This window comes from Mycolicibacillus trivialis (assembly GCF_002102395.1).
Classification (GTDB): Bacteria; Actinomycetota; Actinomycetes; order Mycobacteriales; family Mycobacteriaceae; genus Mycobacterium; species Mycobacterium triviale.
This window is the reverse complement of sequence record NZ_LQPZ01000012.1, coordinates 127404-147562: the sequence shown is the minus strand read 5'-3', so window position 1 is coordinate 147562 and position 20159 is coordinate 127404. Positions and strand designations below refer to the sequence as shown.

The 20159-nt window shown below is 68.3% G+C and carries 21 protein-coding genes; 12 read left to right on the top strand and 9 right to left on the bottom strand.

Features of this window, described 5'->3' with window-relative positions:
* Window positions 1-13: 13 nt before the first annotated feature.
* The 4 genes from cysW to AWC30_RS03960 form a co-directional block, all read right to left on the bottom strand.
* On the bottom strand, window positions 14-826 hold the full coding sequence (gene cysW, locus AWC30_RS03975) for a sulfate ABC transporter permease subunit CysW (RefSeq protein ID WP_085108895.1): 813 nt from the start codon (window positions 824-826) through the stop codon (window positions 14-16).
* The gene (cysT, locus tag AWC30_RS03970) at window positions 823-1656 is read right to left on the bottom strand and encodes a sulfate ABC transporter permease subunit CysT (protein ID WP_085108894.1); all 834 of its coding nucleotides are present in this window, start codon (window positions 1654-1656) and stop codon (window positions 823-825) included. Before cysT ends, cysW begins: the two co-directional genes overlap by 4 nt.
* Window positions 1653-2666: a sulfate ABC transporter substrate-binding protein gene (locus tag AWC30_RS03965; protein WP_085108893.1), complete on the bottom strand. Its 1014-nt coding sequence runs from the start codon at window positions 2664-2666 to the stop codon at window positions 1653-1655. Before AWC30_RS03965 ends, cysT begins: the two co-directional genes overlap by 4 nt.
* Window positions 2667-2995: 329 nt before the next feature.
* Entirely contained in the window at window positions 2996-3196 is a 201-nt protein-coding gene (locus AWC30_RS03960; protein WP_085108974.1) for a hypothetical protein, read from the bottom strand.
* Between the two features lie 53 nt (window positions 3197-3249).
* Between AWC30_RS03960 and AWC30_RS03955 the strand changes: the two genes are divergently transcribed.
* The 6 genes from AWC30_RS03955 (at window position 3250) to AWC30_RS17510 (ending at window position 8692) form a co-directional block, all read left to right on the top strand.
* Window positions 3250-4488, top strand: a complete 1239-nt coding sequence (locus AWC30_RS03955; RefSeq protein WP_085108892.1) for an FAD-dependent oxidoreductase — start codon at window positions 3250-3252, stop codon at window positions 4486-4488.
* A 54-nt stretch (window positions 4489-4542) separates the two neighbouring features.
* On the top strand, window positions 4543-6531 hold the full coding sequence (locus AWC30_RS03950; protein WP_085108891.1) for a glycoside hydrolase family 15 protein: 1989 nt from the start codon (window positions 4543-4545) through the stop codon (window positions 6529-6531).
* A 266-nt stretch (window positions 6532-6797) separates the two neighbouring features.
* Window positions 6798-7274, top strand: coding sequence for a hypothetical protein (locus AWC30_RS17520; protein WP_133053648.1), 477 nt, complete (start codon window positions 6798-6800; stop codon window positions 7272-7274).
* Window positions 7275-7506: 232 nt separating this feature from the next.
* Window positions 7507-7887: a TIR domain-containing protein gene (locus AWC30_RS18270; protein ID WP_085108890.1), complete on the top strand. Its 381-nt coding sequence runs from the start codon at window positions 7507-7509 to the stop codon at window positions 7885-7887.
* Window positions 7878-8174 (top strand): DUF7701 domain-containing protein, encoded by a 297-nt coding sequence (locus AWC30_RS17515; RefSeq protein ID WP_133053647.1) that lies wholly within the window; start codon window positions 7878-7880, stop codon window positions 8172-8174. The genes AWC30_RS18270 and AWC30_RS17515 overlap by 10 nt, the downstream gene beginning before the upstream one ends.
* Window positions 8171-8692 carry a RipA family octameric membrane protein gene (locus AWC30_RS17510; protein ID WP_085108889.1) on the top strand — a complete coding sequence of 174 codons (522 nt, stop codon included), beginning with the start codon at window positions 8171-8173 and terminating at the stop codon, window positions 8690-8692. The genes AWC30_RS17515 and AWC30_RS17510 overlap by 4 nt, the downstream gene beginning before the upstream one ends.
* Before the next feature lie 130 nt (window positions 8693-8822).
* Here the strand turns inward: AWC30_RS17510 and lepA are convergent, their stop codons facing one another.
* Window positions 8823-10730, bottom strand: a complete 1908-nt coding sequence (lepA, locus tag AWC30_RS03935; protein ID WP_085108973.1) for a translation elongation factor 4 — start codon at window positions 10728-10730, stop codon at window positions 8823-8825.
* A gap of 68 nt (window positions 10731-10798) precedes the next feature.
* On the opposite strand from lepA, the gene AWC30_RS03930 reads away from it, so the two are divergent.
* Complete coding sequence (locus tag AWC30_RS03930) at window positions 10799-11401, top strand: type II toxin-antitoxin system PemK/MazF family toxin (RefSeq protein ID WP_085108888.1); 603 nt, start codon at window positions 10799-10801, stop codon at window positions 11399-11401.
* 25 nt (window positions 11402-11426) lie between these two features.
* Here AWC30_RS03930 and AWC30_RS03925 read toward each other — a convergent pair whose 3' ends face one another.
* A complete protein-coding gene (locus AWC30_RS03925) occupies window positions 11427-11855 on the bottom strand; it encodes a CBS domain-containing protein (RefSeq protein WP_085108887.1) in 429 nt (142 codons plus the stop codon).
* 248 nt (window positions 11856-12103) lie between these two features.
* Between AWC30_RS03925 and rpsT the strand changes: the two genes are divergently transcribed.
* Window positions 12104-12364 (top strand): 30S ribosomal protein S20, encoded by a 261-nt coding sequence (rpsT, locus tag AWC30_RS03920; protein ID WP_085108886.1) that lies wholly within the window; start codon window positions 12104-12106, stop codon window positions 12362-12364.
* Window positions 12365-12368: 4 nt separating this feature from the next.
* On the opposite strand, the gene holA is transcribed toward rpsT, so the two are convergent.
* The 3 genes from holA to AWC30_RS03905 form a co-directional block, all read right to left on the bottom strand.
* Window positions 12369-13337 (bottom strand): DNA polymerase III subunit delta, encoded by a 969-nt coding sequence (holA, locus tag AWC30_RS03915; RefSeq protein ID WP_085108885.1) that lies wholly within the window; start codon window positions 13335-13337, stop codon window positions 12369-12371.
* Window positions 13338-13386: 49 nt separating this feature from the next.
* Window positions 13387-14865 (bottom strand): ComEC/Rec2 family competence protein, encoded by a 1479-nt coding sequence (locus tag AWC30_RS03910; RefSeq protein WP_234807933.1) that lies wholly within the window; start codon window positions 14863-14865, stop codon window positions 13387-13389.
* A gap of 66 nt (window positions 14866-14931) precedes the next feature.
* Window positions 14932-15741, bottom strand: a complete 810-nt coding sequence (locus AWC30_RS03905; protein ID WP_085108883.1) for a ComEA family DNA-binding protein — start codon at window positions 15739-15741, stop codon at window positions 14932-14934.
* Between the two features lie 186 nt (window positions 15742-15927).
* Here AWC30_RS03905 and AWC30_RS03900 point away from each other — a divergent pair, with 186 nt between their 5' ends.
* The 4 genes from AWC30_RS03900 (at window position 15928) to AWC30_RS03885 (ending at window position 20157) form a co-directional block, all read left to right on the top strand.
* A complete protein-coding gene (locus tag AWC30_RS03900) occupies window positions 15928-17100 on the top strand; it encodes an acyl-CoA dehydrogenase family protein (RefSeq protein WP_085108882.1) in 1173 nt (390 codons plus the stop codon).
* A gap of 7 nt (window positions 17101-17107) precedes the next feature.
* The gene (locus tag AWC30_RS03895) at window positions 17108-18196 is read left to right on the top strand and encodes an acyl-CoA dehydrogenase family protein (protein WP_085108881.1); all 1089 of its coding nucleotides are present in this window, start codon (window positions 17108-17110) and stop codon (window positions 18194-18196) included.
* 142 nt (window positions 18197-18338) lie between these two features.
* A complete protein-coding gene (locus tag AWC30_RS03890; protein ID WP_085108880.1) occupies window positions 18339-19025 on the top strand; it encodes a phosphodiesterase in 687 nt (228 codons plus the stop codon).
* An 88-nt stretch (window positions 19026-19113) separates the two neighbouring features.
* Window positions 19114-20157, top strand: coding sequence for an NAD(P)H-dependent amine dehydrogenase family protein (locus AWC30_RS03885; RefSeq protein WP_085108879.1), 1044 nt, complete (start codon window positions 19114-19116; stop codon window positions 20155-20157).
* The last annotated feature ends 2 nt before the right edge of the window (window positions 20158-20159 follow it).

Below are 20159 nucleotides of genomic sequence, written 5' to 3'. Positions count from 1 at the left end.
CTCTTCTCCCTGTTCACGCGGACGCCCTCCCCCGCCGGGCGTCGAGGACCACCTGGACGACCAGGACCAGCACCGCGACCCCCATCAACAGTGTCGACAGCGCATAGGCGCCGTATTCCTCACCGCGGCTGTACCGGTCGGAGACCAGCAGCGTGAGGGTCTGCGAGGTTCCGGGCAGGTTCGACGACACCATCAGCACCGCGCCGTACTCGCCGAGGGTGCGGGCAACGCTGAGCACGATCCCGTAGGTCAGGCCCCACCGGATCGCCGGCACCGTGATGCGCCAGAACGTCTGCCAACTGTTGGCACCCAGGGTGGCGGCGGCCTCCTCCTGATCGGTGCCCAGTTCACGCAGCACCGGTTCGACCTCACGCACCACGAACGGGCAGGTGACGAAGACGCTGGCCAGCACGATGCCGGGCAGACCGAAGATGATCTTGAATCCGAGGTTGTTCTCCACGAACCCCAGCGCCCCGGCTGACCCCCACAGCACGATCAGCGCGACACCGACCACCACCGGCGACACCGCGAACGGCAGGTCGATCACCGCCTGCAGCAGGCCCTTGCCACGGAACTTGTTGCGCGCCAACACCAGCGCGGTCGGAACGCCGAAGATCACGTTGAGCGGCACCACGATGGCCACCACCAGCAGCGACAGGTCCAGCGCCGCGATCGCCGCCGGAGTGGTGATGTAGGCGACGAACTGGCTCAGCCCGGGCTGGAAAGTGCGCCACAGGATCAGCGAGACGGGTACCACCAGCAGCGCGAGGATGTAAGCCAGCGCCAGCCACCGCAGCACCAGGCGCACCGGTGTGGACAGGGTCATGCGGTCTGTTCCTCCTGGCGCGCGACCCGGGTGCCGACCAGACGCAGCAACAACAGCACCGTGAACGAGATCGTCAGCAGCACCACCGAGATCGCGGCAGCGCCGGCTCGGTCGTCGTTTTCGATCAGCGTCCTGATCCACTGCGAGGACACCTCGGTCTTGCCGGGGATCGCCCCTCCGATCAACACCACCGAACCGAATTCACCGATCGCCCGGGAGAACGCCAGACCCGCGCCGGTGAGCAGCGCCGGCGCCAGCGACGGCAGCACCACGGCGCGGAAGACGGTCCCGGGTCCGGCGCCCAGCGACGCGGCGGCCTCCTCGGCTTCGCGGTCGATCTCCAGCAGCACCGGTTGGACGGTGCGCACCACGAACGGGCAGGTGACGAAGGCAAGCGCGACGCCCACGCCCCACCCGGTGTGCTGCAGATGCACGTCGATGGGGCTGTTGGGTCCGTACAGTGCGAGCATCACCAGGCTGGCGACGATGGTGGGCAACGCGAACGGCAGGTCGATGACCGTCTCCACCAACCGTTTTCCGGGGAACTCGTCGCGCACCAGCACCCAGGCGATCAACAGTCCGAAGACGAGGTTCAGCGCGGTGACGCCGGTGGCGATGGTGACGGTGACCCGAAACGACTCCAGCGCCGCCTTGGAGGTGACCGCCGAGACGAACGCATCCGGGCCGGCGTCAGCGGCCTGCCACACGATCGCCGCCAGCGGTAACAGCACGATCACCGACAGCCAGCCGGTGGCCATGCCGACCCGAAGCCCGGTGGTACTCCGTCGCAGCGGCGCCGGCGGGCGCTCGAGCGTCGCGGTCAGGCTCATCCGGTCGCCTCGAGGTAGACGGCGGTGATCGACCCGGTGTTCTTGGCGAACAGTTGCGGGTCGACCACCTCCCAGCCGCCCAGGTCGGCGATGGTGAACAGCCGTTTCGGCGCCGGGAACCGGTCGCGGTACTCGGCGATGACCGCCGGGTCCACCGGGCGGAAACCGGCCTGCGCCCAAAGCCGCTGCGCGGTCGGCGTGTACAGGAAGTTCTTGAACGCCGTCGCTGCCGAAAGATGTCTGCTGGTGGTCAGCACCGCCACCGGGTTGTCGATCTTGAAGGTCTGCTCCGGCACCACATGCTCGACCTGTTTGCCTTGCCGTCGGGCCTCGATCGCCTCGTTCTCGTAGCTGATCAAGACGTCGCCGCTGCCCTGCACGAACACGTCGGTGGCTTCCCGGCCCGACGCCGGACGCAACGTGACATGGTCGTTGACCAGGCGGGTCACGAAATCCAGTCCGGCTTGCGGGTTCTTGCCGGCGTCGCTCTTGACCGCGTAGGGCGCCAGCAGGTTCCACTTCGCCGAGCCGGAACTGAGCGGGCTGGGAGTGATGACCTCGATCCCGGGGCGCAGCAGGTCGTCCCAGTCCCGGATGTTCTTCGGGTTACCTTCGCGCACCACCAGCGCCACCACCGAACCGAACGGGACGCCCTTGGTGGCGTCCTGGTTCCAGGACGGGGAGACCTTGCCCGCGTCGACCAGGCGGGTGATGTCGGGTTCGGCGGAGAAGTTGACCACGTCGGCGGGCTTGCCGTCGGCCACGCCGCGCGACTGGTCCGCCGAGGCGCCGTAGGAGGCGGTCACCTCGATGCCGTCGCCCTCCTCGGAGTCGTTGAACGCCGGGATGACCTTGCTCCAGCCGGGCTCGGGCACCGCGTAGCTGACCAGGGTGATCCTGGTGTGGGCGTCCTTGAGTCCGCTGGCGCCGACCACATCGCTGGGGCCACCGCCGCAGGCGGCGAGCAGGGCGGCAACGACCGCCAGTACGGTGGCGCGGGGAGCGAGCATCGGGGGACCTTTCCGGGTGGCTTCGGCGACAGCGGGCGCGCGACTGCGTTCGAGGCGCCGGGCCGGAACGGAATCGCTCAGCCTCGGAGCACCGGACCGCAAGCGGGGGTGCCGGTCAGCGGCAACAGTCCACATCGGTGGCCGCGCAGACCATCACCGGCGGGCGCGCCGGGACACGGCACGTCACTCGACCGGGGGCTGCGCACATGGCGGGAAGCCTAACAGAATCCGGCGCGCCGACGCCGCTCAGCGGGTCAGCAGCCAGGTGAGGATCACCAGCACGATCAGCCCCACCAGGACGAGGGTGACCCGGGAGCGCGGCATCGGTTTCACGACGGCCGCTTCGTCTCATCGAGGTGCCTGGCGCGGTGCATCAGCCAGATGCCGTTGCCCAGCAGCCCGTCGAGCAGCACCGCCACACCGTAGGACAGCAACAACACGATCGGGATGACCACGATGGTCTGCAGCCCGAACCCGAGGCCGGAGAGCCACAACTCCACGCCGTCCCACCAACTGAGGAAGCCGTCCACGGTCTCCACCCTAGGGGTCGCGGCCGTCGGCACCAACGTGCAACCATCTGGAGATGTCCGCCGAGGCCGCCACCGACGAAACGACCGGCGTGGTGATCGCCGGCGGCGGCCCGGCCGGAATGGTGCTCGCGTTGCTGCTCGCCCGCGCCGGCGTGGCGGTGACCGTCTTGGAGAAGCACGCCGATTTCCTGCGCGATTTCCGCGGTGACACCGTGCACGCCAGCACCCTGCTACTGCTCGACGAGCTCGGACTCGGCGACCGGTTCGCCGAGCTGCCGCAGCGGAGGATCGACTCGATCGTGCTGAGGGTGCAGGGGGTCCCGGTCACCGTCGACGTCGGCGCGATCCGCGGCCCCCACCCCCACATCGCGCTGGTGCCGCAGTGGGACTTTTTGGAACTGCTGGCGGGGGCGGCCGCCGCCGAGCCGGGTTTCCGGCTGCTGCGCAACGCCGAGGTGGTCGACGTGCTGCGTGACGGCGCACGGGTGACCGGGGTGCGCTACCGCGACGTCGACGGGCGGATCCGCCGGTTGCACGCGCCGCTGACCGTGGCCTGTGACGGGCGGTCCTCGACGGTGCGGCAGGCGCTGGGCGCCGCACCGCGGCGGTTCGGCGTCCCGATGGACGTGTGGTGGTTCCGGCTGCCGCGCCGCGACAGCGACCCCGCCGGGCTGGCCGGGGTGCTCGACGCCGGGCGGGCGGTCATCATGATCGACCGCCGCGACTACTACCAGATCGCCTACCTCATCCCCAAGGGACGCGATGCCGAACTGCGCGCCGCCGGAATCGAGGCGCTCCAGCGGGCGCTGGTCGCACAGGTGCCGTGGCTGGCCGACCGGGTCGACGCGCTGAGCTCCTTCGACGAGGTCAAACTGCTCGACGTGCAGCTCAACCGGCTGCGCCGCTGGTTCCGTCCGGGGGTTCTGCTGCTGGGGGACGCCGCGCACGCGATGTCGCCGGTCGGCGGGGTGGGCATCAATCTCGCGGTCGCCGACGCGGTGGCCGCGGCCCGCATCCTGGCCCCGCCGTTACGCCGCGGCCGGGTCGCCGGCCGCCACCTCCTGCGGGTGCAGGCGCGCCGCTGGCTGCCGACGGTGCTGGTGCAGACCGTGCAGCGGGTGCTGCACGCCAGGGTCATCGCGGTGGCCGTCACCACGGCGGATCCGGCGCCGCCACTGCTGGTCCGGCTGGCCGGCCGGTCGCCCCGTCTGCAGCGTTGGGCGGGCTACGCGGTGGCCGTCGGACCGCTGCCCGAGCACGCCCCCGCGTTCGCCCGCCGGCCGCGCCGCTGACCGCCCACCGCGCGGCCGGTGGACTCTGCGGCGTTTAGCGAAGATGATGTCGGCATGGTTATGCATGTCCAGCCGGCCAGCGACGCCCCACCACCGCCGCACGCGGTCACCGAACCGGTGCCCGAGGCCGTCGGCGGGCTGCGCAACCCGTTCCCGCCGATCGCCGACTACGCCTTCCTCTCCGACTGCGAGACCACCTGCCTGATCTCGGCGGCCGGTTCGGTGGAGTGGTTGTGCGTGCCGCGCCCGGACTCCCCCAGCGTGTTCGGCGCGATGCTCGACCGCAGCGCCGGTCATTTCCGGATCGGCCCCTACGGGGTTTCGGTTCCCTCGGCGCGGCGCTACCTGCCGGGCAGCCTGATCCTGGAGACCACCTGGCAGACCCACACCGGCTGGCTCATCGTGCGCGATGCGCTGGTGATGGGTCCGTGGCATGACATCGAGACCCGCTCTCGCACCCACCGGCGCACCCCAATGGACTGGGACGCCGAACACATTCTGCTGCGCAGTGTCCGCTGTGTCAGCGGCACCGTCGAGTTGATGATGAGCTGCGAGCCGGCGTTCGACTACCACCGGATCGGTGGCTACTGGGAGTACTCGGCATCCGCGTACGGCGAGGCGGTGGCCCGCGCCAAGACCAACCCCGACGCCCACCCGATGCTGCGGCTGACCACCAACCTGCGCATCGGTCTGGAGGGACGCGAGGCGCGGGCCCGCACCCGGCTGAAGGAGGGCGACAATGTCTTCGTGGCGTTGAGCTGGTCGAAGCACCCGGCGCCGCAGACCTACGAGGAGGCCGCCGAGAAACTGTGGAACACCACCGAGTGCTGGCGGCAGTGGATCAACATCGGCGACTTCCCCGACCACCCGTGGCGCTCCTACCTGCAGCGCAGCGCGCTGACGCTCAAGGGGCTGACCTACTCCCCGACCGGCGCGCTGCTGGCGGCGAGCACCACGTCGCTGCCCGAGACGCCGCAGGGCGAACGCAACTGGGACTACCGCTACGCCTGGATCCGCGACTCGACGTTCGCGCTGTGGGGCCTGTACACCCTGGGACTGGACCGGGAAGCCGACGACTTCTTCGCGTTCATCGCCGACGTGTCCGGCGCCAACAACGGCGAGCGGCACCCGCTGCAGGTGATGTACGGGGTCGGCGGGGAACGCCAACTCGAGGAGGAGGAACTCAGCCACCTGTCGGGCTACGACAACGCCCGGCCGGTGCGGATCGGCAACGGCGCCTACAACCAGCGCCAGCACGACATCTGGGGCACCATGCTCGATTCGGTGTACCTGCACGCCAAGTCGCGCGAACAGATCCCCGAGGCGCTGTGGCCGGTGCTCAAGCAGCAGGTGGAGGAGGCGATCAAGCACTGGCGCGAGCCCGACCGCGGGATCTGGGAAGTGCGCGGCGAGCCGCAGCATTTCACCTCCTCGAAGATCATGTGCTGGGTGGCGCTGGACCGCGGCGCCAAGCTCGCCGAGGTGCAGGGCGAGAAGAGCTACGCCCAGCAGTGGCGCGCGATCGCCGACGAGATCAAGGCCGACGTCCTCGAGCACGGTGTCGACGAGCGCGGGGTGCTCACCCAGCGGTACGGATCGGACGCGTTGGACGCCTCGCTGCTGCTGGCCGTGCTGACCCGGTTCCTGCCGCCCGATGACCAGCGGATCCGCAACACGGTGCTGGCCATCGCCGACGAGCTCACCGAGGACGGGCTGGTCTTGCGTTACCGGGTCGAGGAGACCGACGATGGACTGAGCGGCGAGGAGGGCGCGTTCACCATCTGCTCGTTCTGGCTGGTGTCGGCGCTGGTGGAGATCGACGAGGTCAGCCGCGCCAAGCACCTGTGTGAGCGGCTGCTGTCCTTCGCCAGCCCGCTGCACCTGTACGCCGAGGAGATCGAGCCGCGCACCGGCCGGCACCTGGGCAACTTCCCGCAGGCCTTCACCCACCTGGCGCTGATCAACGCGGTGGTGCACATCATCCGCGCGGAGGAGGAGGCCGACAGCTCCGGGGACTTCCAGCCCGCCAACGCCCCGATGTAGGGGCCGGTCAGCTCAAGTCGGTGATCGTGTCCATCCGCGCGTGCAACGGCAACGGTGCTCTATCTTCCGCTCACCACGGACCCTTTTGTAAAACAAAACTTGCAGCCCACCCGGAGCGATCAACCCTGACGCCCGCCCCTCAAGCTCGCACACTATCTGGACCTATGGCACGCCGAATTAGATTCAGCACCGTCGGGATACCCAACAGACCTCGCATGGAGTATCCTGCCGCCAGGTGCACGACCACCTCGCGGGAGGACATTAGTATGACAGGGTCTTCCGCGGAAGTCTTTATAAGCTATAAGCATGCAAAATACGTGGCCGAGGCACGCGCATTGGCGTTTGCATTAGAACGCCAATATATGCTCACTTGCTTTTTTGATCAACGAGACAGCTTGTGGAACGTCTCCGATAATGACTTGCGGGTATATTTATCTGCTAAGTTGAAACTCGCGCAAGTAATTGCATTTTTCGAAACCTATTCCGAACAAGTAGCGGCAATTGAGCTGTCTACCGGAGGCCAACCGCGTGTTGTTGATTCAGGCAATCGTCCTAGCTGGCAAGAATGGGAGCTAACGCAGGCCGATGCCAGCAGATATCTTACGCTGTACCACAGCGCCATCCCCCAAACGTTGCAGCTGGGACTCACTGGTGATGTAGTCGTATACGACAACATCAGTGTCGCAGCCGAGCATATCGTCTCCTATCTAGGACGGAAGTATCTAGCTGATGCCACCGAATGAACCAGCTAACCGCAGTGCCACAACACGTGACTACCGCAGTGCATCTCGTCGGGAGATGGGCCATCTTGGAACGGAGGTCCCGAAGAGCCAACTAGCTCCTGAAGGTCACTGAGGTGCGCACCCACGTCCGAAGAAGTTTTGGATTGTCCAGTACACGCTGTTCAAAAGTCCCTCTGCGGACTGGTAAGCAGCGAAACTAGCCTTTCAAGATCCACGACGAAAGTACAAAAATATGGCGCCACGCGTATTCATTAGTTTTCAGATGGAAGATAGATGGGCACGAGATTTTCTCGCCCAACATGCCAAGGACAAGCGCAACGACATCGAATTCATAGATTATTCCGTTCAAAATCCGTGGGATAACTCGTGGAAGACGCAATGCCGGGAACGTATCGCATTGACACAGGGGACGATCGTATTGATCGGCTCCACAACCTATTTATCGGAGGCAGTTCTCTGGGAGATCGCAGAAACTTCGCGGCAAAAACATTATATGTTTGGTATTCAAACGCGCTCGACTCATACTTATACCGTACCTTCCGGCCTGCGACATGACGAGGTTGTCCGATGGGACTTTGATCAAATCGTGAAGAGGTTGTCGACATGGCAGTAAACTATCTGGATTTACTTGCACAACAAATACGAACGGAGGTGCCTTCAACGAAACTGCCAGATGACAATGCAACCGATCTATTCAGGATTTATGCTGTACTTGCGCTCGCGAAGGGCGACCAGGTCGACCCAACGGATATCCACAACGCTTGGGTAGCATGGATGCTGAGGATCGATCCAACGCATGAGTCCCTTGTGCCATTCAACGAACTTGATGACACTACCGCTCGTTGCGATACGCCCTACGTTGATGCTATACGAAAAGTCGCGGCTGAGGTACTCAAATGATTGACCCAGAACCGATCGATGCGACGCTTTTCCCGAACGGCATACCTTCTTCTGAAGGCGAAATCTCACGCGCGATCGATCTATATAAATTGATGGTCAGCAGCTCGGAGGCGTTGGTGACGCGCCGCCAGGGTGTAAATACGTTCTTCCTCACAGCAAATGGGGCAATACTCACAGCTACAGGCCTCGTACTCGGACACGGCATAGCGGTCGAGTTTCAAAAGTGGGGTCTCCTCGTGCTGGCTGTCACCGGCGTAGTCATAGCATCAGCATGGAAGAGTCTCATTAGATCGTTCGGGCAACTCAACACCGGCAAATTCGTCGTTATAAACAGGATTGAAAAACTACTTCCCGTAGCAGTTTATTTGGCTGAGTGGAAAGCTTTGGACTATGGCAAGAATCCAAAGAAGTATAGGAGCTTTACTTCGCGAGAGACGTGGGTACCAAACACTTTTCTTTGCATCTATCTAGTTGGAGTTGCCCTTGACGCGATACTGGTAACCACTTCATATTGTTAATAGATGCCTTGAAGACCCTGGAAACCCTTGAGCTAGCGTACATATCGAACGCGACGAACTCGGCTGTCACTACCCTCGAAACGTTGAAGTCGTCGGCCGCATTCATTCGTGTAGAGTCCAACCGCGGCCCTTACCTTTTCCCTTTTTCCGCGCCGGCGTCGGTGGACAGCGCCGCGACGAAGGCTTCCTGCGGCACGTCGACCCGACCGATGGTCTTCATCCGCTTCTTGCCTTCCTTCTGCTTCTCCAGAAGTTTGCGCTTGCGGGAGATGTCACCGCCGTAGCATTTGCTCAACACGTCCTTGCGGATCGCCCGGATGTTCTCGCGGGCAATGATTTTCGAGCCGATCGCAGCCTGGACCGGCACCTCGAACTGTTGGCGCGGAATCAGCTCTTTGAGTTTGGTGGTCATCTTGTTGCCGTAGGCGGCTGCGGAATCCTTGTGCACGATGGCGCTGAACGCGTCGACCGCCTCGCCCTGCAGCAGGATGTCGACCTTGACCAGATCGGCTTCCTGTTCGCCGGCCTCCTCGTAGTCCAGGCTGGCGTAGCCGCGCGTGCGCGACTTCAGCGAGTCGAAGAAGTCGAAGATGATCTCGCCCAACGGAAGCGTGTACCGCAGTTCGACACGGTCCGGGGAGAGGTAGTCCATACCGCCGAGTTCCCCTCTGCGGGACTGACACAACTCCATGATCGTGCCGACGAACTCGCTGGGCGCCAGGATCGTGGTCTTCACGATCGGCTCGAACACGGTGCGGATCTTGCCCTCCGGCCAGTCCGAGGGGTTGGTGACCTGGATCTCCTCCAGGTCGCCGGACTTGCCGTCGCGCAACACCCGGTAGACCACGTTGGGCGAGGTGGAGATCAGCCCGAGGTCGAATTCCCGTTCCAGCCGTTCCCGGGTGATCTCCATGTGCAGCAGCCCCAGGAACCCGCAGCGGAAACCGAAGCCCAGCGCCACCGACGTCTCCGGCTCGTAGGTCAGGGCGGCGTCGTTGAGTTGCAGCTTGTCCAACGCGTCGCGCAGGTTGGGGTAGTCGGAGCCGTCGACCGGGTACAGCCCGGAATAGACCATGGGTTTGGGTTCGCGATAGCCGGTGAGCGCCTCGGCGGCGCCGTGGCGGGCGGTGGTGACGGTGTCACCGACCTTCGACTGCCGGACGTCTTTCACCCCGGTGATCAAATAGCCGACCTCGCCGACACCGAGCCCGTCGGTGGGTTTGGGCTCCGGGGAGACGATGCCCACCTCGAGCAGTTCGTGGGTGGCGCCGGTGGACATCATCGAGATCTTCTCGCGCGGGGTGATCGCGCCGTCGACGACCCGAACGTAGGTGACCACCCCGCGGTAGATGTCGTAGACCGAGTCGAAGATCATCGCCCGCGCCGGGGCGTCGGGGTCGCCGGTGGGGGCGGGCACCGCGGCGACCACCGCGTCGAGCAGTTCCGGCACACCCTCGCCGGTTTTGCCCGAGACCCGCAGCACGTCGGCCGGGTCGCAGTCGATGATGTGCGCCAGCTCCGCGGCGTAGTGCTCCGGGTCGGCGGCGGGCAGGTCGATCTTGTTGAGGACCGGGATGATCGCCAGGTCGCGGTCCAGCGCCAGGTAGAGGTTGGCCAGCGTCTGCGCCTCGATGCCCTGGGCGGCGTCGACGAGCAGGATGGCGCCCTCGCACGCCTCCAGGGCACGAGACACCTCGTAGCTGAAGTCGACGTGGCCGGGGGTGTCGATGAGGTGCAGGACGTACTCTTCGTCACCAATCCGCCAGGGCAGCCGCACGTTTTGCGCCTTGATCGTGATGCCGCGCTCCCGCTCGATCTCCATGCGGTCGAGGTACTGCGCGCGCATCGATCGGTCATCGACCACGCCGGTCAATTGCAGCATCCGGTCCGCCAGCGTCGACTTGCCGTGGTCGATGTGGGCGATGATGCAGAAGTTCCGAATCTGCGCCGGCGCGGTGAAGGTCTGGTCGGCGAAACTGCTGATGGGAATCTCCTGGTCGGCGGCGGGATGGACGGGATCGGACGGCCTCCAGCGTATCCGGGCGGCACCGCGGCGGCACAATCACGCCGCCCGGATTGGCCGCGGATTGGCCTACGCTGGCGGCTATGGCTTCCCCGCGGAAGACGCCCTGGCAGACCTGGCAGCGATTCGCGGAGAACGTGGTGTTCAACGAGGCTCCGAAGGTTCTCCGCTCGCTGCGCCATTCCCCGACCCTGCGGCGCGGACTCCAGCAGGGCCTCCGGATCGGCGTGGAGATGATCGCCGGGGCCACGGCAGAGGCGCCCGCCGCGGTCACCACCGGCCGGCCGGTCTCGAGCGCCAGCGTTCCCACCGCGCAACGTGCCCGCAAGCTCGTCTACGCGCCGGACCTCAACGGTCGCGCCGACCCGGGCGAGGTGGTCTGGGCGTGGGTGGTCTACGAGGACGATCCCAGCCAGGGCAAGGACCGCCCGGTGCTGGTGGTCGGTCGCGATCGCGGCACCCTGCTGGGGCTGATGTTGTCCAGCCGGGACCACGGCCAGGACACGGCGCATTGGATCGGGATCGGGTCGGGGGCCTGGGACTACGAGGGGCGGGCCAGCTGGGTGCGGCTCGACCGGGTGCTCGACGTCCCCGAGGAGGGCATCCGTCGGGAGGGCGCCGTTCTCGACCGGGCGGTGTTCGACCGGGTCGCCGCCCGGCTGCGGGCGGACTATTCGTGGCAGTGACGGCCGGTGGCCCGGCGCGTGGACCTCAACCCTGGGTGATGTAGTCGTGCAACTGCTCGCGCTCGGCGTGCAGTTCTTCCATCCGGGTCTTGACCACGTCACCGATGCTGACGATGCCGGTGAGCCGTCCGTCTTCGAGGACCGGGATGTGCCGGACCCGTTTCTCGGTCATCAGCTCGCTGAGATCGTCGACCTGGTCCGCCGGGCCGCAGGTGGCGACCAGCGCGGTCATGATGTCGGACACCGGGCGGTTCAGCAGTTCCGCGCCGAACCGGTGCAGTTTGCGGACCACGTCGCGCTCCGAGGCGATGCCGACGACACCGCCGGAGTCCACCACCACCATCGCGCCGATGTTGTGTTCGGCCAGCCCGGCCAGCAATTCGGCGACCGTCGTCTGCGGTGTCACCGTGGCCACGGCCGACCCTTTGTTCCGTAGCACGTCTGCGATACGCATCGTTTCCTCCCAGCCGATTCCTTCAGGACTGAAGTGACCAACCTCACACCAGGCTAGCCCGGATCCGGCCGCTGCGCGGCGGCTTCGCCGCCGGTCCACCGCAGCGACCCGGTCGTCGCCGTTTCCGCAGGCCAGTACGCTCCGCTTTGGGAGATGGCCGCAGCGGCTGGTAGCCTGAACAACCGCTGCCCCGGCGCCCCGCGCCGCAGCCCCACATCAACCGATCGTTTTACGAAGGAACCGCACGCGTGGCCAACATCAAGTCGCAGGTGAAGCGCAACCGCACCAACGAGCGCCGCCGGCTGCGCAACCAGTCGGTGAAGTCCTCGCTGCGCACCGCGATCCGGTCGTTCCGTGAGGCCGCCGCAGCCGGCGACAAGGACAAGGCCACCGACCTGCTGGTCCAGACCGGCCGCAAGTTGGACAAGGCTGCCAGCAAGGGCGTCATCCACAAGAACCAGGCCGCCAACAAGAAGTCGGCGCTGGCCCGGGCCCTCAACAAGCTCTGATCGGTCACCGCCCGTCGGCGGCCAGTTCCGCGACGGTGCGCACGGCGGCCTCCAACGCGTAGTCGGGGTCGGCTGCCGCGCCCTTCACGTCGGCGTTGAGCGCCGCAACCACCCGGATCGCCTCCGCCACCGAGCTGCGCGACCAGCGGCGAGCCTGGCGCTGCGCCTTCTGCACCCGCCACGGCGGCATCTTCAACTCCCCCGCCAGCCGGTAGGGGTCCCCGGAAAGCGGCCCCACTCGGGCGATCGCGTGCACCGCCTCGGCCAGTGCGTCCGCCAGCACCACGTGCGGCTCGCCGCGCAGCATCGCCCAGCGCAGCGACTCCGCGGCCCCGGCGAGGTCGCCGGCGACCGCCTTGTCGGCGATCTCGTAGCCCTTCACCTCCGCCTTGCCACTGTGATAGCGGTGCACCGCGGCCACGTCGACCTGCCCGCCGGTGTCGGCGACGAGCTGCGAGCAGGTCGCGGCCAGCTCGCGGACGTCCGAACCCACGGCGTCCAACAGGGCGGTCACCGTCTCGTCGTCGATCTTCACCCGCTGGGCAGCGAACTCGTCGCGGACGAACTGGGCGCGTTCGGCCGGCTTGGTGATCCGCGCACACGGATGCACCCGCGCCCCGAGCTTGCGCAGTTGATCGGCGAGCGACTTGGCCCGCCCACCGCCGGAGTGCACCACCACCAGCACGGTGCCGTCCGGGATGTCCGCGGCGGCAGAGGCCACCAGCGCCGCGGAGTCCTTGCCCGCCTCCCCGGCGGCCTCGAGCACCACGACCCGCTCGTCGGCGAACAGTGACGGACTGAGCAGCTCGGCGAGTTCGCTGGCGCTGACATCGCCCGCCCGCATCCGGTTGACCGGGATCGCGTCGGCGCCGGCGCGTCGGCGCACCGAGCGCAGTACCTCGGCGACCGCACGTTCGACCAGCAGTTCCTCATCGCCGAGGACCAGGTGTAACGGTGAATCCGAGTGGGCCACGAAGGCATCGTGTCACGGCCCGCCGTCACATCCGGCCGCGAGGCCGACCTCAACCCCCGCCCAGCACGCCCGACAGCGTCCAGGACAGCAGCAGCAATCCGCAGGCGGCGAGCATCACCCAGCACCAGCGCCACCGCCACCCCGCGACCGCGGCGACGGTGAGCGCGGCGACCAGCGCGACGCCGCCGGCCCCGGCCGGGACCGGCACGGTCGCGCCCGGCAAACCGCCTGCCCAGTGCGCCACCGCCCGCACCCACCACACCGCAGGCCCGGTGAACCGGATCAACACCTCGGCGGCCACCGGGCAGGGCCCGCTGAGCGCCGCGGCGGCACTGCCGAGCACCGTGATCGGTGCGATCAGTGCCGCCACCGCCAGGTTCGCCGCCGCGGAGACCACACTGACCCGACCGGAGATCCCGGCGATCAACGGCGCGGTGACCAGCTGGGCCGCCGCGGCGATCGCCACCGCGTCGGCCAGCGGCTTGGGCCAGCGGCGGCCCACCAGGTGCCGTGACCAGACCGGCGCCACCACCACCAGGGCGGCGGTGGCCACCACCGACAGCGCGAAGCCCACGTCCACCGCGAGCTGCGGCGCGAACACCATCAGCACCAGCACCGAGGCGGCCAGGCTCGGGATGGCCTGGCGTCGCCGCGAGGACAGCACGCCGGCCAGCGCGATCGCGCCCATCACCGCGGCGCGCAGCACGCTGGCGGTCGGTTGCACGACGATGACGAAGGCCAGCAGCGCCGTCGCGGCCAGCAGGACCGCGGCCCGCGGCCCGATCAGCCACGCCGACAGCAGCACCGCGCCGCAGACGACGGTCACGTTCGCCCCCGAGACCGCCATCAGGTGGGTGAGCCCGGCCGCCTTGAACTCCCGGTCGGCGGTGCCGCTCAGCGCGGTGGTGTCGCCGAGTACCAGCGCGGGCAGCAGCGCGGCCTGCTCGCCGGGTAGCGCCGTGCGGGACGCGGCGCTGAACCGGCAGCGCACGCCGTGGGCGGCGCGGTGCAGCGGCCCGGCGCGGCCCCGGCTGGGCGGCCCGACCGCATTGAGCACCGCGACGGTCAGGTCGCGTCGGGTCGGTTCGGTGATGTGTGCACGGAAGGTGACCGGCTGGCCGACCATCACCGTCCCGAAGGTGCGGGTCGACATGAAGACCACCACCCGGCCGGTCACCGGTGTGTCCTCGACTCGGAGCAGCGTGGCCCGGAACATCAGCCGGGTGCTGCCGACCCGCACCGCGCTCTCGGTTGCGGTGACCGTCACGGTCCGGTCGGCACCGACCAGTGCGGTGAACGGATGCCGATCGATCGCCGCGTCCCGGAACCCGATCGCCGCGGCGAACCCGGCCGTGACCACACCGAGCGCCACCAGCCCGGCGGTGAGGGCCCGGACCCGCACCCGGCACGCCAGCCCGCCGATCACCAGCAGCGCCCCGGCGATCGCCGCGGGTCCCGCGGTGGCCGGCCACTCGATGCCGGCCGCGGTGACCAGCCAGGAGGTCAGCGCCGCGGGGACCAATCGCAGGTCGGGCCCGGCCGCGGTGGTGTCGCCGGTTGGCGCAACCGGGACCTCCACCGGCGTCATGAGCGGTCAGACCCGGACCAGGGGTCGCAGTTTGGCCAGCCGGGCCGGCCCGATGCCGTCGACCTCGCCGAGCTCGTCGACGCTGCTGAACCGTCCGTGGGTCTGGCGCCACGCCACGATCGCGGCGGCGGTGACCGGCCCGACGCCGGGCAGCGCGTCGAGTTGGTCCACGGTCGCGGCGTTCAGGTCGACCGGGTCGCCGGCTCGGGCGGCGGTGGAGGCGGCCGGAGTCTGGGCCGGCGGCGCCGGCGGGGTGGCCGGCGACTCGCCGCCGACCGAGCTGCCCAGCGCGGGCGGCAGACCCGGCCGGGGGGCGATGCCCACCACGATCTGTTCGCCGTCGGCGACCGGGCGCGCCAGGTTCAACCCGAGGGTGTCGGCGCCCTCCAGCGGGTCGCCGGCGGCCTGCAGCGCGTCGGCGATGCGGGCTCCCGGCGCCAGGGTGACCAGACCGGGTGCGTGCACCAGACCGACGACGCTGACCACCACCGGGCCCGCCGGAGCACTCGACGGCGCGGCCGAGGACACCATCTCCACCGGCGGCAACTGGGCGGCCACCACCGGGTCGGTGGAGCCGCGCAGCACGGTGAACACGGTGACCAGCACCGCGATGACCGCGATCGCCGCCAGCAACAACGCCCCGGCCCGGCCCGGGTCGGCGCGGATCCGCGCCACCCAGCCATCCGGGGTCTCCGGACACCAGGGCGGTACCAGCGAAGCCGGGTCGTCCTCGTCGGGTTCGGGTTCGGCCGCGGCGGCCGGCGCGGCCGACGACAACCGCTGCTGCAACCGTTCGACCGGTGATGAGGTTCGCATGCGGGCGACGCTAGGCCGCGCCGCCGTCGGGCGATGCGTCGTTTCGGCCGGCCACAGCCCGGTTGGGGACCGTCGGGAGACTGTGGATCGATCCGGTGCCCACCGGGATCGCGCCGATGCCCGATGGGGCCGCGGCGCGCCACGCTAAGGTGCCAAGCAGCGTTCCCCCGACACAGGAGACGGCCCGTGCATCTGGCGCTCACCGAGGACGAATCCGCTTTCCGCGACGACCTGCGGACCTTCTACACCACCGAGATCCCGGCCGATATCCGGGAGCGGACCAGGCTGGGTCTGGGCCCGACCCACGACGACATCGCGACCAGCCACAAGATCCTGCACGAGCACGGGCTCGCGGTGCCCAACTGGCCGGTGCAGTGGGGCGGCAAGGACTGGACGCCCACCCAGCACGAGATCTGGCTGGATGAGATGCAGTTGGCCTGCGTGCCCGAGCCACTGACGTTCAACGCCAGGATGGTCGGCCCGGTGATCGCCGAGTTCGGCTCCGAAGAACTCAAGCAGCGGTTTCTCCCGCCCACCGCAAGCCTGGACATCTGGTGGTGCCAAGGGTTCTCCGAGCCGGAGGCCGGATCGGACCTGGCGTCGCTGCGCACCACCGCGGTCCGCGACGGCGACAGCTACATCGTCAACGGCCAGAAGACCTGGACCACGCTCGGGCAGTACGCGGACTGGATCTTCTGCCTGGTGCGCACCGACCCGCAGGCCCCCAAACGTCAGGCCGGGATCTCGTTCCTGCTCTTCGAGATGGACACCCCCGGTGTGACGTTGCGGCCGATCAAGCTGATCGACGGCGGCTACGAGGTCAACGAGGTCTTCTTCGAGGACGTGCGGGTGCCCGCCGACCAGCTCGTCGGCGAGGAGAACCAGGGCTGGACCTATGCGAAGTTCCTGCTCGGCAACGAACGGACCGGTATCGCCCAGATCGGCCGCACCAAGGTCCGGCTCGCCGAGGTGAAGCGGCGCGCCCGGGAACGGGGTCTGCTCGACGATCCGTTGTTCGCCGCGCGGCTCGCCGAAGCCGAGAACCAGGTGCTGGCACTGGAACTCACCCAGTTGCGGGTGACCTCCGACTCCGCCGGCGGCAAGCCCAACCCGGCGTCGTCGGTACTGAAACTGCGCGGCAGTCAGCTCCAGCAGACAGCCACCGAGCTGATGGTCGAGGTGGCGGGTCTCGACGCGCTGCCGGTGGACGCCTGGACCGGGGAAACGGCCGAGATCGCGTCGCCGCAGTGGGCTCAACTCAGCGCACCGCACTATCTGAACTACCGCAAGACCTCGATCTACGGCGGCAGCAACGAAGTGCAGCGCAGCATCATCGCGTCGACGATTCTGGGATTGTGAGGCAGCCATGGACTTTCAACTCACCGACGAACAGTCACTGCTGCGCAACACCACCCGCGACCTGTTGGCCCGCAGCTACGACACCGAGACCCGCAACCGGGTCCTCGACACCGACGACGGCTTCAGCCGCGACGTGTGGAAGCAGTTGGCCGACACCGGCATCCTGGGACTCGGTTTCGACGAGGACACCGGTGGACAGATCGAGGTCGCGGTGGTGTGCACCGAGATCGGCCGCCGGTTGGCCCCCGAGCCGGTACTGACCGCCGCACTCGGGCCCGGCGCCCTGATCGCCGAGCAGGGCACACCCGAGCAGCGCGGCATCCTCGACGCCGTCGCCTCGGGCGAGACGCTGCTGGCGTTCGCCCATCACGAGCCCGCCGACGCCGGCACCGCCGCGCAGCAGCACGGCGACGGCTGGCAGCTCACCGGGCGCAAGAACCCGGTCCTGGCCGGGCATTGCGCCGACACCTTCATCGTCAGCGCCGCACTGCCCGACGGCGGAACCGGTCTGTTCCTGGTCGACGCCGACGCGGCCGGCCGTCGCGCCTACCGAACCTTCGACGGTCTGCACGGCGCGCAGCTCGACCTGGATGCCACCCCGGCCGAGCCGTTGGGCGCCGCCGCGGACGCCACCGCGGCGATCACCGCGGCCACCGTGCGGATGCACTCGGCGCTGTGCGCCGAAGCCGTCGGGGCGATGGAGGAAGCGTTGCGGCTGACCACCGAGTATCTGACCACCCGTAAGCAGTTCGGGGTCACCCTCAACAAGTTCCAGACCCTCACCCAGCGGGCCGCCGACATGTACGTGTCACTGGAACTGGCTCGCAGCATGAATCTCTACGCGGCGATGTCGATCGCCGACGGCACCGTCGACCCGGTCGTCGCCGCGCGAGCCGGCCTGCAGATCATCCGGTCCGGCCGCCACATCGCCGAAGAGGCGATCCAGTTGCACGGCGGTATCGGAATGACCGCGGAGTACCCGGTGGGCCACTACGCCGCCCGGCTCACCGCGATCGACCAGACGCTGGGTTCGTCGGCCGCGCAGGTGCGGGTGCTCGCCGGTCAGCTCGGCGACTACGAGGTGGCCGCGCTGTGACCGCTCACTGCTGAGATCGACGGCTCAGCGGTCACTTGGGGCGTTTTCGGGCGCTCAGAAGCCGTCAGCGTGTCGATTTCAGGGGCCACCGGGTGCCACCAGGTGGCGTTTGCACCGCTGCGGCGGTGGGCAATCAACCCACATGGATGCTTCGGACTGGGTGGCGGCGCCGTTCCGGTGGGGGGCGGCGCTGCGCGATCGCCGGCTGTTCCATCCGGCCGGTGTGCTGGCCACCGGACACCTGACCCGTACCGCGCCACCCGACGAAGGGCTGCCGGTGCCGTCCTCGGCGATCGTGGCCCGCGTCTCCAAGGCACTGGGCACCCCCGCTGCGCTGCCCGACGGGGTGGGCCTGGCGTTCCGGGTCACGATGGGGTGGGAGCAGCAGCCCGGCCCCTGGGACGTGCTGATGGTGACCGCCGGCTCCGGGCCGCTCAGCCGGGCGATCGGGCTGCATCCGGTGTTCTCCTGGTCGGAGTTGATCCTGACCACGCTGATGCCGTTGCGTTATCGCGGCCGGCAATGGTGGCTGCGCGCCCGGATGCACACCGGGGTCAGCGGCCCGGGACTGTCGCTGGCCGCGGTGCGCGATCGGCTCGACGGCGCCCCGATCCGCATCGAGTTGGACCAGGCGGCCGGCGGCGCCGAATTCCGGCCGCTGGCCGAGCTCAGCCTGCTCAAGCGGCTGGTCCCGGTGCGCGACGACGACATGGCGTTCGACCCGGTGCGCAACACCGCGCCCGGGGTTCAGCTCGTCCCGCACTGGCTGGCCGACCTGCGGGCCGCCGCCTACCGCGGCAGCCGCACCGGCCGCGCCGCCACCGGCTGACCTTGCCGAGCCGGGGTCGTCGCGCGGCGGTCCTCGGTCCGGCCCATAAGGTGTGGGCACCCGGTTGCGCAGGCCCAGGAGGATTCAGTTGACCACACCGTTGCGAGTGATCCAGTGGACGACGGGAAACATCGGTCGCCGCTCGCTGCACGCCATCCTGGGCCGGCCCGACCTGCAATTGGTGGGGGTCTACGCCCACGGCGCGGACAAGGTGGGCGTGGACGCCGCCCAGCTGGCCGGCTGGCCCGAGCCGACCGGGGTGCTGGCCACCAACGACATCGAGGAGTTGCTGGCGCTGCGGCCCGACGCGTGCTGCTACAACCCGCTGTGGCCCGACATCGATGACCTGGTGCGGCTGCTGGAAGCCGGTGTCAACGTCTGCACCAGCGCCGCGTGGATCACCGGCGACAAGCAGGCCCCCGACGACCTGCGCCGGATCCGAGCGGCCTGCGAACGCGGTGCGGCGACGATCTTCGGGAGCGGCGCCCACCCCGGCATCACCAACATGGTGGGGATGGTGCTGTCGGGCGCCTGCGAGCGGGTCGACGAGATCCGGATCACCGAATCGGTGGACTGCTCGACCTACGAGTCGGCCGACACCATGGCGGCGATGGGGTTCGGGCATTCCCCCGACACCCCGGGGCTCGCCGAGAGCGTGCGCCGGGAGAGCGAGGTCTTCGCCGAGTCGGCCGCGATGATGGCCCGGGCGCTCGGCGCGCGCCTGGACGAGGTCACCTTCGACGTCGAGTTCACCGCCGCGACCGGCGACAGCGACCTGGGCTTCATGCGGATCCCGGCCGGGACGGTGGCCGGCGTGTACGGCTACCACCGGGGTTGGGTCGGCGACCGCAACCTCGTCAGCGTCGGCTTCAACTGGACGATGGGCGACCAGGTCACCCCGCCCAAACCGCTCGCGCACGGCCACGTCATCCAGGTCTTCGGAGTGCCCAACATGCGTACCGTGCTGCACTGTCTGCCGCCCGCCGACTGGACCGAGCGAAGTTTCGAGGGCCTCGGATCGATCTACACCGCGATGCCGGTCACCAATGCGGTGCCCGCCGTGGTGGCCGCTCCCCCGGGCATCGTCACGCTGGCCGACCTGCCGCCGGTCACCGGACGCGCCGCCCGGTAGTC

Bases quoted from the DNA above. Each gene is read 5' to 3' on its own strand.
- cysW (WP_085108895.1), bottom strand. From the start codon at position 826: ATGACCCTGTCCACACCGGTGCGCCTGGTGCTGCGGTGGCTGGCGCTG.
- cysT (WP_085108894.1), bottom strand. From the start codon at position 1,656: ATGAGCCTGACCGCGACGCTCGAGCGCCCGCCGGCGCCGCTGCGACGG.
- AWC30_RS03965 (WP_085108893.1), bottom strand. From the start codon at position 2,666: ATGCTCGCTCCCCGCGCCACCGTACTGGCGGTCGTTGCCGCCCTGCTC.
- AWC30_RS03955 (WP_085108892.1), top strand. From the start codon at position 3,250: ATGTCCGCCGAGGCCGCCACCGACGAAACGACCGGCGTGGTGATCGCC.
- AWC30_RS03950 (WP_085108891.1), top strand. From the start codon at position 4,543: ATGGTTATGCATGTCCAGCCGGCCAGCGACGCCCCACCACCGCCGCAC.
- AWC30_RS17520 (WP_133053648.1), top strand. From the start codon at position 6,798: ATGACAGGGTCTTCCGCGGAAGTCTTTATAAGCTATAAGCATGCAAAA.
- AWC30_RS18270 (WP_085108890.1), top strand. From the start codon at position 7,507: ATGGCGCCACGCGTATTCATTAGTTTTCAGATGGAAGATAGATGGGCA.
- AWC30_RS17515 (WP_133053647.1), top strand. From the start codon at position 7,878: ATGGCAGTAAACTATCTGGATTTACTTGCACAACAAATACGAACGGAG.
- AWC30_RS17510 (WP_085108889.1), top strand. From the start codon at position 8,171: ATGATTGACCCAGAACCGATCGATGCGACGCTTTTCCCGAACGGCATA.
- AWC30_RS03930 (WP_085108888.1), top strand. From the start codon at position 10,799: ATGGCTTCCCCGCGGAAGACGCCCTGGCAGACCTGGCAGCGATTCGCG.
- AWC30_RS03925 (WP_085108887.1), bottom strand. From the start codon at position 11,855: ATGCGTATCGCAGACGTGCTACGGAACAAAGGGTCGGCCGTGGCCACG.
- AWC30_RS03905 (WP_085108883.1), bottom strand. From the start codon at position 15,741: ATGCGAACCTCATCACCGGTCGAACGGTTGCAGCAGCGGTTGTCGTCG.
- AWC30_RS03895 (WP_085108881.1), top strand. From the start codon at position 17,108: ATGGACTTTCAACTCACCGACGAACAGTCACTGCTGCGCAACACCACC.
- AWC30_RS03890 (WP_085108880.1), top strand. From the start codon at position 18,339: ATGGATGCTTCGGACTGGGTGGCGGCGCCGTTCCGGTGGGGGGCGGCG.